The sequence below is a fragment of the Paenibacillus artemisiicola genome, assembly GCF_017652985.1.
GTDB classification, from domain to species: Bacteria; Bacillota; Bacilli; order Paenibacillales; family Paenibacillaceae; genus Paenibacillus_Z; species Paenibacillus_Z artemisiicola.
In genome coordinates, this window is sequence record NZ_JAGGDJ010000017.1 from 1 (window position 1) to 15416 (window position 15416).

The 15416-nt window shown below is 61.8% G+C and carries 10 protein-coding genes; 9 read left to right on the forward strand and 1 reads right to left on the reverse strand.

All coding sequences use genetic code 11. The features are described from left to right. The 9 genes from I8J29_RS19060 to gyrA all read left to right on the forward strand — a co-directional run. Positions 1-1827, forward strand: a 1827-nt coding sequence (locus I8J29_RS19060; protein WP_208849104.1) for a dynamin family protein, incomplete at its 5' end; no start/stop codon positions are given. A gap of 543 nt (positions 1828-2370) precedes the next feature. Next, a complete protein-coding gene (locus I8J29_RS19065; protein WP_208849105.1) occupies positions 2371-4149 on the forward strand; it encodes an ABC transporter ATP-binding protein in 1779 nt (592 codons plus the stop codon). Next, positions 4146-5984 carry an ABC transporter ATP-binding protein gene (locus I8J29_RS19070; RefSeq protein WP_420831134.1) on the forward strand — a complete coding sequence of 613 codons (1839 nt, stop codon included), beginning with the start codon at positions 4146-4148 and terminating at the stop codon, positions 5982-5984. Before I8J29_RS19065 ends, I8J29_RS19070 begins: the two co-directional genes overlap by 4 nt. 121 nt (positions 5985-6105) lie before the next feature. After that, positions 6106-7287 (forward strand): formate-dependent phosphoribosylglycinamide formyltransferase, encoded by a 1182-nt coding sequence (gene purT / locus I8J29_RS19075; RefSeq protein ID WP_208849106.1) that lies wholly within the window; start codon positions 6106-6108, stop codon positions 7285-7287. Between the two features lie 222 nt (positions 7288-7509). Next, the gene (locus I8J29_RS19080; RefSeq protein WP_208849107.1) at positions 7510-8337 is read left to right on the forward strand and encodes a GDSL-type esterase/lipase family protein; all 828 of its coding nucleotides are present in this window, start codon (positions 7510-7512) and stop codon (positions 8335-8337) included. A gap of 12 nt (positions 8338-8349) precedes the next feature. Next, positions 8350-9339, forward strand: a complete 990-nt coding sequence (locus I8J29_RS19085; protein WP_208849108.1) for an ABC transporter ATP-binding protein — start codon at positions 8350-8352, stop codon at positions 9337-9339. Continuing rightward, the gene (locus I8J29_RS19090) at positions 9332-10318 is read left to right on the forward strand and encodes an ABC transporter permease (protein WP_208849109.1); all 987 of its coding nucleotides are present in this window, start codon (positions 9332-9334) and stop codon (positions 10316-10318) included. Before I8J29_RS19085 ends, I8J29_RS19090 begins: the two co-directional genes overlap by 8 nt. Positions 10319-10666: 348 nt before the next feature. Further along, positions 10667-12640, forward strand: coding sequence for a DNA topoisomerase IV subunit B (parE, locus tag I8J29_RS19095; RefSeq protein WP_208849110.1), 1974 nt, complete (start codon positions 10667-10669; stop codon positions 12638-12640). A 20-nt stretch (positions 12641-12660) separates the two neighbouring features. Further along, positions 12661-15129: a DNA gyrase subunit A gene (gene gyrA, locus I8J29_RS19100; protein WP_208849111.1), complete on the forward strand. Its 2469-nt coding sequence runs from the start codon at positions 12661-12663 to the stop codon at positions 15127-15129. Here gyrA and I8J29_RS19105 read toward each other — a convergent pair. After that, positions 15114-15281: a hypothetical protein gene (locus tag I8J29_RS19105; RefSeq protein WP_177221942.1), complete on the reverse strand. Its 168-nt coding sequence runs from the start codon at positions 15279-15281 to the stop codon at positions 15114-15116. The two genes, gyrA and I8J29_RS19105, sit on opposite strands and share 16 nt — an antisense overlap. Positions 15282-15416 lie beyond the last annotated feature (135 nt).

Below are 15416 nucleotides of genomic sequence, written 5' to 3' on the forward strand. Positions count from 1 at the left end.
CCAGCGCCGCATCCGGCGCTGGCCGCGACGGTGGGCGGCATGCGCGAGAAGGCGGAGCGCCTGCGCAGCAGCCGCTTCACGATCGCGCTGTTCGGCGCGTTCAGCGCGGGCAAGTCGTCGCTCGCCAACGCCCTGCTCGGCGAGTCGGTCCTGCCGGTGTCGCCGAATCCGACGACCGCCGCGGTCAACCGGATCGTGCCGCCGGCGGAGGACCGTCCGCACGGCACGGCCAGCGTCGTGATGAAAGCGCGCGACGCCATGCTGGACGATCTGCGCTACTCGCTCGGCCTGCTCGGCGAAGAAACCGCGAAGCTGAGCGAAGAGGGGCTGCTGCAGGCGATCCGGAAGCTGTCCCCGGACGGCGTCCATGCCGGCGGGCGGCCGCATTACAGCTTCTTGAAGGCGGCGGCCAAAGGCTGGGCCGAGCACGAATCGCTGCTCGGGCAGCGGCTCGCCGTGACCGGCGAGGATTACCGCCGCTACGTGGCGGAGGAATCGCGTTCCTGCTTCGTCAGCGAGATCGAGCTGCATCACGCGAATCCGCTGACCGCGCAGGGCATCGTGCTCGTCGACACGCCGGGCGCCGACTCCGTCAACGCGCGCCATACGGGCGTCGCGTTCAACTACATCAAGAACGCGGACGCGATCTTGTTCGTAACCTACTACAACCATGCCTTCTCGCAGGCCGACCGGCAGTTCCTGATGCAGCTCGGCCGCGTGAAGGATCAATTCGAGCTCGATAAAATGTTCTTCATCGTCAACGCCGCCGACCTGGCCGCGAACCGGGAGGAGCTGGAGGGCGTGCTCGCGCATGTCGAGCGCAACCTGCAGCAGCACGGCATCCGCTTCCCGCGGATGTTCCCCGTCTCGAGCCTGCAGGCGCTCGACGGCAAGCGGACCGGCGTCGCTCGGCTGGTCAAGGAATCCGGCATCGCCGCGTTCGAGGAAGCGTTCCTCGGCTTCACGCGCGGCGACCTCGGCAACCTGGCCGTCGCCTCGGCCGAGCAGGAGCTGGAACGCGCCCGCCGGACGATCGCGAACTGGCTGGAGGCCGCTTCCGGCGACGAAGCGACGCGCGCGCGCGTCCGCGAAGCGCTGGCCGCGAGCAAGGAGCAGGCGCTCCGGATCGCCGCGGCGCTAGCGGAGCCGAAGCCGCACGCGCAGCTGCAGCAGGAATTGAAGGAGCTGCTCTTCTACGTGCTGCAGCGGGTGCAGTTCCGATTCGGCGACCATTTCAATTTCGCCTTCAACCCGGCCGCGCTGCAGGACGACGGCAGAGACTTGAAGAAAGCGATGTGGACGTCGTGGCTGGAGCTGCAGCGGCTGCTGCAGATCGAGCTGGCCCAGGAGCTCGAGGCGACGTCGCTCCGGCTTGACAATACGCTTAACCGGCTCGCGGCGAAGCTGTACGCGGATGCGGCGGAAGAAGCGGCAGGCCGCTTGGAAGGCTTCGCGCCGTCGCCGTATAAGCCGGCGGAGCTGCCGGATCCAGAGGAGCGGCCGGCCTGGACGGCGCCGGAAGTCGACCTGAAGCTGCTGTGGGGCAAGTTCAAATCGCCGAAGCATTTCTTCGAGGGCGAAGGGAAGGCCGCGCTGCGCGCCGTGCTGGAGCAGGAGCTCGCGGCCCCGCTGCAGGCTTGGATCCAGGAAGCGGAGCAGGAATGGAGCGGCCGGTACGACGGCTTCATGCGGCAGGCGTCCGCCGACGGCGCCGCCGCGCTGCGGGACGATATCGCGGCGTTTGCCGAAGGCAAGCTGGCTTCGCTGACCGGCGGCGCGGATCTTGCCGGGCTGCGGCGGCTGCAGGCGGAGCTGCTCGCGATCTGATCGCTTGCTTCGCGAACCGCCCTTATCCCCGATCATCGCATACGGCCCGAAGAAGCTTGCCGGGCGCCTCCGCGAGGCGTTCGGCAAGCTTTTTTGCCGCGGGCGGGAAGAGGCTCGTCCGAGGTCCGCCCGGCCGGCTGCGAACGGCCGGGAAGCCGCGCCGCTGCGGGCTTTTTTGAAAGCCCTTACAGGTTGTGAAAAATAAATCATGCAAAAACGGAGGCAAATGTGCAAAAACCGAGGAATATGGCCCTATTTGCCATGATTTCCGACGATTTCGAAGAAACCCCCCTTACTTTCGGTCGAGATGGAAGCGGAAGCGAATATTGTCACTAATATGCCCCCGCACCCTGTTTGCCGTGCCGCAATCATGCTGTTAATATTCAGTCATATCTAGAAGAAACGGCGAAGACGCCTGCTGCGGCGCGGCTTGTTTCTCCCGGATGACGCCTTGCGATGGCCGGATGGGACCGATGCCCGTACCTGGACGCGAGGCCGATAAACAAAAGCGTCACAAAACAGCACAGGGAGAGGGTTACCCAATTGGAAGTCTTCAGGCAGCTTAAACCGTTTTACTGGGTCGAACGCAAGAGCTTGTTTGCTTCGATCATCTTCATGATGTTCGCCACCGCGCTCGGCCTCGTTTATCCGAACTTGCTTCGCGTCCTCATCGACGATGTCATCGTTCCCAAAAACTTCACGTGGGTGCCCGGGCTGTCGCTCGCCGTTGTCGGGGTCGTGTTCATTAAAGGCAGCATGTCGTTTCTGTCGGGCCTCTTCGGCGGCCGCCTGGGCAACCGGGTCGCGTTCCGCCTGCGCAACGCGTGCTACGAGAAACTGCAATCGCTGTCGTTCCAATACTACGACACCGCGAAGACCGGGGACCTCATGTCCCGCCTGACGGCGGACCTGGAGGCGGTCCGGAACTTCATCGGCTTCGGCTTCACGCAAATGCTGAACATGTTCTTGATGGTGATCTTCGGGGCGATCATGATGTTCTCGATCCATTGGCAGCTGACGCTGATCACGCTCTGCACGATGCCGTTCCTGGCGTTCACCGCCATGCGCTTCGAGAAGAAGATCCACCCGGCGTTCCGGGAAATGCGCCAAGCGATGAGCAACCTGACCACGGCGGTTCAGGAGAACATCACGGGCGTCCGCACCGTCAAATCGTTCGCGCGCGAATCGTTCGAGATGGAGAAGTTCTCGAACCGCAGCGGCATGTACAAGAGCAACCAGATCAACGCGTCGGGGCTGTGGGGCCGGTACTTCCCGGTCATGGAGCTGCTCGGCAGCCTGTGCGTCGTCATTCTGCTCGTCGCCGGCGGCCGGCTGGTCATCAACCACTCCATCACGCTGGGGCAGATGGTCGCCTTCTACTCCATGCTCTGGTACATTATCGGCCCGATGTGGAGCATCGGCTTCCAAATCAACAACTATACGCAGTCCAAGGCATCCGGCGAACGGCTCGTCGGCCTGCTGAACGAATACATTCACGTGAAGGACAACGACCATCCGGTCGATCTGGACGAACGGACCGCGCAAGGCCGCGTCGAGTTCCGGAACGTGACCTTCAATTACGCCGACAAATCGCCGGCCCTGACGAACGTCGACATCGACGCGAAGCCGGGCATGGTCATCGGGCTGCTCGGCGCGACGGGCGCCGGCAAATCGACGATCATCCAATTGTTGATGCGCGCCTACAACGTCAAAACGGGCCAAATCCTGATCGACGGCATCGACATCCGCGATCTCTCGCTCGAAAGCCTGCGCAAGCAAATCGCGATCGTATTCCAGGAAACGTTCCTGTTCTCCTGCTCGATTCGCGACAACATCGCGTACGGCATCGAGGGCGTCACGATGGAGCAGATCATTCACGCCGCCAAGCTGTCAAAAGCGCATGATTTCATCATGGAGCTGCCGGAAGGCTACGACACGGTCGTCGGCGAACGCGGCATGGGCCTCTCCGGCGGCCAGAAACAGCGGATCGCCATCGCGCGGGCGCTCATCAAGAATCCGCGGATTCTCATTCTCGACGACGCGACGAGCGCCGTCGATATGGAGACCGAGCACGAGATTCAAGCCGGCTTCAAGGAAGTCATGGCCGGCCGCACGACCTTCATCATCGCGCACCGCATCTCGTCCCTCCGCCATGCCGACGAAATCATCGTCCTCGAGGAAGGGCACGTGGCGCAGCGCGGCACGCACGATCAGCTGGTGAACGTTCCGGGACGTTACCGGGACACGTACGACATTCAATATGCCGACCGTCCTTTGACCGCTGACGAAATCATCGCAAGAGTGGAAAGAGGGGTCGTATAGTGAGCGAGCAAGAAACGAAGAAGCCCCGCGGCGCGCACGAGCGCTTCGTCTACAAGGACGACGACGCGATCGAGAAGCCGTTCAACTGGGCGCAGGTGAGACGCCTGTTTACCTACATGAAGCCGTACCGCAAGCAGCTGCTGCCGGTCATCCTCGTGACGATGGTGCTCGGCACGGCGACCCGGCTGGCCATTCCCGCGCTGTTCATCCAGGCGATCGACGAAGCGATCCAGCCGAAGGACGGCGGCGCGCCGAGCATGACGAAGCTGTACCTGTACGCCGCGGCGATGCTGGCCCTTTATCTTATTCAGTGGGCCGCTAACACGTACCGGATCCGCTACACGAACATGATCGGCCAGCAGGTCATTTACGATCTGCGCCACGATTTGTTCCGCCACATCCAGAAGCTGTCGTTCCGCTTCTTCGATAAACGGCCGGCGGGCTCCGTGCTCGTGCGGGTCACGAACGATGTCAACGCCTTGCAGGACTTATTCACGAACGGCGTCGTCAACCTGCTGATGGACTGCATCCAGCTCGTCGGCATCGTCCTCATCCTGCTGATCTGGAACTTCCAGCTCGGCATCGCGATCATGATTACGGTGCCGCTCATGTTCGTCGTCTCGACGGCGCTGCGCCGCCGGATCCGCTTCGCCTGGCAGGACGTGCGGATGAAGCAGTCGCGGATCAACGCGCACTTGAACGAGAGCATCCAGGGGATGCGCGTGACGCAGTCGTACACGCAGGAGAAGTCGAACTTCAAGTTCTTCCAGAGCATCAACGAAACGAACATCAAAGCATGGAACAAAGCTTCCGCGCTGAACCAGGCGTTCGGCCCGATCATCGAGATCACCTCCGCGATCGGCACGCTCATTCTGTTCTGGTTCGGCTCGCATCTGATCATGACCGGCGCGATCACCGTCGGCGTGCTCGTCGGCTTCGCCAACTACGTCGGCAACTTCTGGGATCCGATCAACCGGCTCGGCCAAATGTACGCGCAGCTGCTCATCGCGATGGCGTCCTCGGAGCGGATCTTCGAGTTCATCGACGAGGAGCCGACGGTCGGGGAGCTGGGCGAGGCGCGCGAGCTGCCGCGGATCTTCGGCGACGTGCAGTTCGAGAACATCGTCTTCGAATACGAGAAAGGCCGTCCGGCGCTGAAGGGCATCGATCTCCACGTCCGGGCGGGCGAGACGATCGCGCTCGTCGGCCATACGGGCTCCGGCAAGAGCACGATCATGAACCTGCTCTGCCGGTTCTACGATCCCGTGCAGGGCGCCGTGAAGGTCGACGGCGTCGACATCCGCACCGTGACGCTGGAGAGCCTTCGCTCGCAAGTCGGCGTCGTGCTGCAGGATACGTTCATCTTCTCGGGCACGATTCGCGAGAACATCCGGTTCGGCCGGTTGGACGCGACCGACGACGAGATCGTGAAAGCCGCGACCGCCGTCGACGCGCACGACTTCATCATGAATCTTCCGGACGGTTACGACACGGAGGTTCAGGAACGCGGCAACATCCTGTCCATGGGTCAGCGGCAGCTGCTGTCGTTCGCCCGCGCGCTGCTGGCCGATCCGCGCGTCCTCATTCTCGACGAGGCGACGGCGAGCATCGACACCGAGACCGAGCTGAAGATCCAGGAAGCGCTCAAGAAGCTGCTTCAGGGCCGGACCTCGTTCATCGTCGCGCACCGGCTCTCGACGATCCGCAACGCCGACCGCATCGTGGTCCTCGACCATGGCCGGATCGTCGAAATCGGCAGCCACGACGAGCTCGTTCGCCACAAGGGCACGTACAACGGGTTGATCGAAGCGCAGTATCGCTTTTTATCGGCATAATTCTTGCAATTTCGGTACGGAACCTCCACAATGGAAGAAAAAACGCGCGCCGGCGGACGTTGGAAACCGTTCGTTTCTCCTCCGCCGGCGCGCGATCTTCCCGGGAGGTTCTTTTTGTCTTATGTATGGATCGCCTTATTCCGCCAACGCCTGTAAAATCATGCTGCTCGGCTCCGGCGAGCTCGGCAAGGAAGTCGTCATCGAAGCCCAGCGGCTCGGCATCGAGACGATCGCCGTCGACCGCTACGCGAACGCGCCCGCGATGCAGGTCGCTCACCGGTCCTACGTGATCGACATGCTGGACGCCGACGCGCTCCGCGAGCTTATTCTGAAAGAAACGCCGGACCTTATCGTCCCCGAGATCGAAGCGATCGCGACGGGCGCGCTCGTCGAGCTGGAGCAGGAAGGCTGGGGCGTCATCCCGACGGCGCGCGCCGCGCTCCTCACGATGGACCGCGAAGGCATCCGCCGGCTGGCGGCGGAGACGCTCGGCCTGCCGACGGCGCCGTACAGGTTCGCCGACACGCTCGAAGAAATGAAGGCGGCCGTCGCCGAGCTGGGAACGCCGTGCGTCGTCAAGCCGATCATGAGCTCTTCCGGCAAAGGCCAGAGCGTGTGCAAAACCGAGGCGGACGCCGAAGCCTGCTGGCAGTACGCGATGGACGGCGGTCGCGCGAAGAAGCAGCGCGTCATCGTCGAAGGCTTCGTCACCTTCGAGTCCGAAATCACGCTGCTCACGGTCCGTTCCGCATCCGGCACGTCGTTCTGCGCGCCGATCGGCCACGTGCAGAAGGACGGCGACTACATCGAATCGTGGCAGCCGCACGAGATGCCGCCGCACCAGATCGCGCAAGCCGAGGAGATCGCCCGCAAAGTGACGGACGAGCTCGGCGGCTACGGCATCTACGGCGTCGAGCTGTTTCTGACGAAGGACGGCGTGCTGTTCAGCGAAGTGTCCCCGCGTCCGCACGACACCGGCATGGTCACGATGGCGACGCAGGACCTGTCGGAGTTCGCGCTGCACGCGCGCGCCATTCTGGGCTTCCCGATTCCGTCGATCCGGCTGCTGACGCCCGGCGCGACGTACACGCTGAAGGCGGACCGCGACGCCGATGCGTTCCGCATCGACGGCCTGCAGCACGCGCTCGCCGTCCCGAACACGCAGGTGCGCGTGTTCGGCAAGCCCGTCACGAAGCCGGGCCGCCGCATGGCCGTCGCGCTCAGCACGGCGGCCGACGCGGAGCAGGCGCGAGCGCTCGCGAAGCAGGCCGCGCAGTCGCTGGTCATCCGTTATGACGCCTAATCCGTTTTGATCCTTATCCGCGCATGTCCTTGATGCGGCCGCAACCCGGAAACTCCGGGCGATCGGCCGCGGGCATGCACGGATTTTTTTGTCGTCGAACGCCGTCGCGGTTTTTCCTAGAAATGGGTGGAATTTGCAAATTGACTTCGAAAGCATTACTTTAAAAAGACTAACCGTTTGTGAAAGCCATTGATTTCAAACAATCGAGGAGAGACCCCCCTGATGAGACCGTTATCCTCCGGAAGCTTATGGAAAATCATCGGCGTTTCCGCCGTTTTGTCGACCCTGCTCTTGCTTGCGGGGTTCGGGTACGCCGTCAAGGACATGCTGTATCCGAAGGGCGAGGCGTTCGCGGGAAGCGCGAACGTGCCGGCGCTGCCGGCGGGCGGCAAGCTGAGCGAAGGCAAGGACATCTCGATCACCGCCATCGGCGACTCGCTGACGAAAGGAACCGGCGACGGGTCGGGCGAAGGCTACGTCAAGCAGGTCGTCGCGCTGCTGAAGAAGAAGTACCCGGACACGTCCGTCCGGCTCAACAATAATTTGGCCGTCAACGGCTTGAAGGCCGACCGGCTGGAGCAGCTGCTGGAAACGGACAAGGGCTACGGCTTCGCGCTCCGGCAAGCGAACGTGATCCTCTTCACCATCGGCGGGAACGATCTGTTCCAAATCGCCTCGGGCACGAGTCCGGGCAAGGCGCCGGGCGAACTGAACCTGGATCAGCTGAAGGCCGAGCTGCCGCAGGGGTTGAACCGGCTCGCGCAGGTCGTGAAGCGGCTGCATGCGATCAACCCCCAAGCGCAGATCGTGTACGTCGGCTTGTACAATCCGTTTTACGATATACCGGAATACCGCGACGGCTCGCTCCAGATTCAACAGTGGAACGATCGGGCGTACGCGCTGCTTCACCGCTACCCCAACATGACGATGGTCCCGACGTTCGATCTGTTCGAGAACGCGATCGGCCGATACTTGTCGTCGGACCATTTTCATCCCAACCACGACGGGTACGCGCAGATCGCCGCCCGCATCGTGCAGTCATTGGAATAGGAGGGAACGCGCATGCAACACGCGAGGCAGGAGACCGGGCGAACGCCGAACGAGGAAGTCGTGCTGTCCGTCCGCAGCGTCAAGAAACAAATCGGCGGCAAGCCGATCATCAAGGACGTCACGTTCGAGGTGAAAGCCGGCGAAATCTTCGGGTTTCTCGGACCGAACGGGGCCGGCAAAACGACCACGATCCGCATGCTCGTGGATCTGATCAAGCCGTCTTCGGGCGAGATCCTGATCTGCGGCGAAGACATCGGCCGCCATCCGGAAGCCGCGCTCCGGCACGTCGGCTGCATCGTCGAAAATCCCGAAGCCTATTCCTACCTGACGGGCTGGGAAAATCTCGAGCATTTCGCGCGCATGCAGCGCGGCATCGACGACGCCCGCATTCGCGAGGTCGCCGCCATCGTCGGCCTCGACGCGCGCATCCACGATAAAGTGAAAACCTATTCGCTCGGCATGCGCCAGCGGCTCGGCATCGCGCAGGCGCTGCTCGGCCGGCCGAAGCTGCTCATCCTGGACGAGCCGACGAACGGGCTTGATCCGAAAGGCATCAAGGAGCTGCGGGAATTCGTCCGCATGCTGGCGGATCAGGGCATGAGCCTGTTCATTTCGAGCCATCTGCTGAGCGAGATCCAGCTGATGTGCGACCGCGTTGCCATTATCAGCCGCGGCGAGGTGCTGGCCGTCGGCACGGTGGACGAGCTGATCCACGGCGCGGACAATTACGTGGTGTGGCAGTTCGAACAGCCGGAAGCGGGGCGGCGGCTGCTTGCGGGCGAGCGCGGCGTCGAGCTCGTGCCGGAGCACGAGCACCGGATCGACGAGAGCGTGCTCGCGGGGATGAAGGAAGCGCTCATCACGGCGATGAACCCGGAGCGGATCTCGTCTCTCGTCGAGAAGGCGGTGCGCGCCGGCATCGGCATCGTGTCGGTGCAGAGCATCGCGCCGACGCTCGAGCAGTTATTTTTACGGATGACGGAAGGTGAAAGCATTGGATAGATTGCTCCCGCTCATACAAAACGAGACGCTCAAGATCTGGAAGAAGAAGCGGTTTTTCGTCATCGTGCTCGTGCTGCTGATCCTCATTCCGATCTTCACGTACGCGCAGCTTCGCATCGCCGAGACGAACAAGAAGAACTTCAAGGATTGGCGCAACCAGCTCGTGCAGCAAATCAGCGAATACCAGAACATGCTCTCGAGCGACCGGATCCCGGACGAATGGAAACGTTCGCGGCGGATCGCCGTGCAGCAGCTCCAATATTACCTGGATCACGACGTCAACCCGAATTCCCCGGACGGCGTCACGTTCACCCGCAGTTTCCTGTCGAACGCGGTTACGCTGTTCTTCCCGCTGCTCGTGCTCGCGCTCGCTTCCGACCTCGTGTCGGGCGAACGCACGTCGGGCACCATCAAGATGCTGCTGACGCGGCCCGTGCGCCGATGGAAGATCCTGTTCAGCAAACTCGTGGCGCTCAGCCTCTACGTGTCATTGACCGTTGTGGTCAGCGCCGTTCTCTGTTATCTTATATCAGGCGCGGTATTCGGCTACGCTGGATGGGACATGCCTGTGTTTACGGGTTTTGTCATTAACGGCTCCTCGGTGGAAAGCGGCTTCGTGCACGCGATTCCGCAATGGCTCTATTTGCTGATGGAGGCCGGGCTGATCTGGGTGTCGGCCATGACGGTGGCCTTGCTCGCGCTGATGGTGTCCGTGCTCGTGCGGAGCACGGCCGCGAGCATCGTGACGATGATGGCGGCCGTCATCTCCGGGACGATCTTATCGAACATGGCTTCCTCGTGGCACAGCGCGAAATTCATCTTCTCCGTCAATCTGCAGCTGACGGATTACCTGGCGGGCTCGCCGCCGCCGATCACGGGCATGACGCTCGGCTTCTCGCTTGTCATTTTGGCCTGCTGGGGGATCGCTTCCCTGGCCGTTTCGTTCTCCGTCTTTACGAAACAGGACATCTTGAATTAGAATAGCTTGAAGCGAGCGGCGATCGGATGACGCAAGATTTCGAAGCGAATCGCGGGAACGGAGCAGGATTATATGGATTCCCCGATGAAGTTATATCGCAATTCTCCAAGCAGCATCGCAAGCAACGTAAGCAGATGCTTCCGAAGCGGGTTTTTTGCTCGTAAAGAAGCGTTCCATGCAGTATTGGGAAAAAACGAAGCCTAAGCTTCCGAAGCGAGTTAATTGCTCGCAAAGCAGCAACGCAAAGCAGCAACGCAATTAAATAAGCCTAAGCTTCCGAAGCAAGTTTTTTACTTACATTGAAGCGGGGCCAGGTAGCATGCGTAAAAAACTTTTAGGAGGCTCTCTATGACTGATCAGCTGGATCTGTTTGCGGGCGGGAACAATACGGCAGCCGGCAACTACGACGCGGACGACATTCAGGTGCTGGAAGGGTTGACCGCCGTTCGCAAACGCCCTGGGATGTATATCGGGAGCACGAGCACCTCGGGTTTGCACCACCTCGTCTGGGAGATCGTCGACAACGCGGTGGACGAGCATTTGGCGAAATTTTGCAGCGCGATCGACGTCACGATCAACGGCGACGGCTCGGTCACGGTGCGCGACAACGGCCGGGGCATCCCGACCGGCATGCACAAGACCGGCATTCCGACGCCGCAGGTCGTCTTCACGATGCTGCACGCGGGCGGCAAGTTCGGCGGCGGGGGATACAAGAAATCCGGCGGCCTGCACGGCGTCGGCGCGTCCGTCACGAACGCGCTGTCGGAATGGCTGGAGGTCGAAATCTTCCGGGACGGCAAAATACATAAGCAGCGCTTCGAATATTGGGTCGACAAGAACGGCAAGGAGCATGTCGGCGAACCGGTGACCGGCCTCGAAATCATCGGCAACACGAACCGGACCGGCACGAAAATCACGTTCAAGCCCGACGGCCGGGTCTTCCACGGCAATACGTCGATCAACTACGAGACGCTGTCGGAGCGGCTGCAGGAGATCGCGTTCCTCAATTCCGGCCTGAAGGTGAACGTGAAGGACAACCGCAGCGGCAAGGAAGAACAGTTTTATTACGAGGGCGGCGCGAGCCAGTTCGTGCAGTTTTTGAACGAGGACAAGACGGTGCTGCACGACGTCATCCATTTCGCCGGCGAGAAGGACGACATCGAGGTCGAGGTGGCGCTGCAGTATAACGACGGCTACACGGAAACGATGGCCTCCTTCGTCAACGCCATCCCGACGCGGGGCGGCGGCACGCACGAGACCGGCTTCAAAACGGCGTATACGCGCGTCATGAACGATTATGCCCGCAAGAACGGCCTGCTGAAGGAGAAGGACAAGAATCTCGACGGCAACGACTTGCGCGAAGGCATGATGGCCGTCATCAACATCAAAATGGCGGACGTGGAATTCGTCGGCCAGACGAAGGACCAGCTCGGCAGCTCGTCGGCCCGCGGCGCCGTCGACGCGATCGTGTCCGAGAAAATGCAGGTCTTCCTCGAAGAAAACCCGCAGGTCGCCCAGCTGCTGCTGAAGAAAGCGGTGCAGGCGGCCAGAGCCCGCGAAGCGGCGCGCAAGGCGCGCGACGAAATCCGCAGCGGCAAGAAGAAGAGCGAAAGCTCCAACCTGAACGGCAAGCTCTCGCCGGCGCAGTCGAAGGACGTGTCGCGGACCGAGCTCTTCATCGTGGAAGGCGACTCCGCCGGCGGTTCCGCCAAGCAGGGCCGCGACTCCAAGTACCAGGCTATTCTCCCGCTCAAAGGCAAGCCGATGAACCCGGAGAAGGCGAAGCTGCTCGACATTCTCAAAAACGACGAATACAAGGCGGTCATCGCGGCGATCGGCGCCGGCATCGGGCCCGAGTTCGACGCGGAATCGTGTAATTATAGCAAAATCATCATTATGACCGACGCCGATACGGACGGCGCGCACATTCAAGTGCTGCTGCTGACGTTCTTCTACCGCTACATGAAGCCGTTGATCGACTCCGGGCGCGTCTTCATCGCCCAGCCGCCGCTCTACAAGATCACCCGCAAGTCCGGCAAGCTGGAGACGGTCCGCTACGCCTGGTCGGACGAGCAATTGCAGAACTACTTGAAGGAATTCGGCAAAAACTTCGAGCTGCAGCGGTACAAAGGACTCGGCGAAATGAACCCGGAGCAGCTGTGGGAGACGACGATGAACCAGGAATCCCGGACCTTGCTGCAGGTGCAGATCGAGGACGCCGCGAAGGCGGAACGCCGCGTCTCCACGCTGATGGGCGACAAGGTCGATCCGCGCAAGCGCTGGATCGTGGAGAACGTCGACTTTACGGAGTTTGAGGAATAACCAATGAGGAGAGGTTCGGCATGAGTACGCTCGAACAGTTTTTACCGGCGTTTCTGGAAGAGGTCGTCGGCGACCGCTTCGGACGCTATTCCAAATACATCATTCAGGACCGCGCGATTCCCGACGTCCGCGACGGGCTGAAGCCGGTGCAGCGGCGGATCCTGTACGCCATGTACGACGCGGGCAACACGCCGGACAAGGGCTACCGCAAGTCGGCCAAAACGGTCGGCGACGTCATGGGCAACTACCACCCGCACGGCGACTCGTCGATCTACGAGGGCATGGTGCGCATGGCGCAGCCGTGGAAGATGGCCCATCCGCTCATCGACGGCCACGGCAACTGGGGTTCGATCGACGACGACCCGGCCGCGGCGATGCGGTATACGGAGGCGCGCCTGTCGCCGATCGCGATGGAGCTGCTGCGCGACATCGAGAAGCGGACGGTGCTGTTCAAGGATAATTTCGACAACACGACGAAGGAACCGGTCGTGCTGCCGTCCCGTTACCCGAACCTGCTGGTCAACGGCGTCAGCGGCATTTCGTCCGGCTTCGCGACGGAAATTCCGCCGCATAACCTGCGGGAAGTCATTAACGCGTGCATGGCCATGATGGACCGGCCGGACATCGAGCTGGCGCAGCTCATGACGATCGTGAAGGGACCGGATTTCCCGACCGGCGGCCTGATCATGGGCGAGGACGGCATCCGCGACGCGTACCAGACCGGCAAGGGCCGCATTTACCACCGGTCCAAGACGGAGATCGAAGAGCTCAAAGGCGGACGCCAGCAGATCGTCATTACCGAGATTCCGTTCCAGGTCGTCAAATCCCGGCTCGTCACCGCGATGGAGAACATCCGGATCGAGAAGCGGGTGGAAGGCATCGCGGAGGTGCGCGACGAGAGCGGGCGGGGCGGTCTTCGCATCGTCGTGGAGCTGAAGAAGGAAGCCGACGCGCAGGGGATTCTGGCGTACCTGCTGAAGAAGACCGACCTGCAGGTCGCGTACAACTTCAACATGGTCGCGATCGTCAACAAGACGCCGCAGCAGCTGGGCCTCAAGGCGATGCTGAGCGCGTACATCGATCACCAGAAGGAAGTCGTCACGTTCCGTTCGCGCTACGAGCTCGAGAAGGCGGAGGACCGCGCGCACGTGCTGGAAGGATTGGCCAAGGCGCTCAACCTGCTGGACGAGGTCATCGCCACGATCAAGGCGTCGAAGAACCGCCAGGACGCGCAGAACAACCTGGTCGCCAAGTTCGCGTTCTCGGAGCGCCAGGCGGACGCTATTCTGACGCTGCAATTGTACCGTCTGACCAACCTCGAGATCACGTCGATCGAGAAAGAGCTGAAGGACATCCAGAAGCGGATCGCGTACCTGCGTTCGATTCTCGACAGCGAGAAGAAGCTGCTCGGCGTCATCAAGGACGAGCTGACGGAAATCCGCGAGAAGTACGGCATCGACCGCCGCTCCGACATTCGGGGCGAAGTGGAGGAGCTCAAGGTCAACCTGGAGGTCATCGTCGCGGCGGAGGACGTGTTCGTGACGCTCAGCCAGGACGGCTATATCAAGCGGACGTCGAAGCTGTCGTTCACCCGTTCGGGCGGGGAGCTGGCGAGCGCCGGCGTGAAAGAAGGCGACGTCATTCGCACGCTGCTCGACGTGAACACGATCGACCAGCTGCTGCTCTTCACCCGCAAGGGGCAGTACTACCAGCTGCCGGTTCATCTCATTCCGGAGTTCAAATGGAAGGATACCGGCACCGCCGTCGTGAACGTCGTGCCGATGCCGAAGGACGACAGCATCGTCAGCATCGTGCCGGTGAAGGATTTCGACGCGCCGGGACGCTCGCTCGTCTTCGTGACGAAGCGCGGGCAGGTGAAGCGGTCCGAACTGAAGGATTACAAATCGTCGCGTTCGACCGCGATCGCCGCCGTCAAAGTCGCCGAAGGCGACGACGTGCTGCGCGTCCTGCCGAGCGATAACGGCAAAGAAGTGCTGCTCATCACGAAGGGCGGCATGAGCATCCGCTTCGCGGAAACCGAAGTGAACACGATGGGCCGCGTCGCGGCCGGCGTCCGCGGCATCGCGCTGCGCGAGGACGACGAAGTCGTCGCCGCGGAGCTCGTCGGCGGGGACGAGGGCGAAGTGCTCGTCCTGACGGATCTCGGCTACGGCAAGCGCTCGCTGCTGCTGGACTATCCGGTGCAAGGCCGGGGCGGCAAAGGCGTGGCGACCTTCGAATTCAAAGAAGGCAAGCGCGTCCGCCCGAACGGCGAACGGCTCGTCGGCGGCCTGCACTGCAAGGAAGCGAAGGAGCTTGTCCTGCTGACGGCTTCGGGCGCCGCCATGGCGGTCTCGACCGAGAAGGCGCCGATCGAGGACCGCAGATCGACCGGCCGCTCGCTCGTGCCGGTCGATAAGAAAGACGGCCTCGTCACGGCGTTCGTCCGCGCGGATCTGCAGCAGCAGCCGGATCAATCGAACGGCTGATGCGGGGATTCCCGCTGTTCGAGCATCGCCACCATCATTTCCAGCACAACCCACAATGGAGCCGGCTCGTCGAGCCGGTCAAGCCATTGCGGGTCTTTTTGTATGCCGAGCCGGCTGAGTTTGCGCAGCAATTCCAGCTTGCGTTCCTCCATATCCGTTCACGCTCCTGATCGAATTTCGAGCCGGTACAACAGCCTATATCTTCAATCTATGTCTAACGGTGTCAAATGGTTCTCTTTTATCGCGATTAAGGGGACAAAATATTAACTGCGTTAACCTTAAATTCG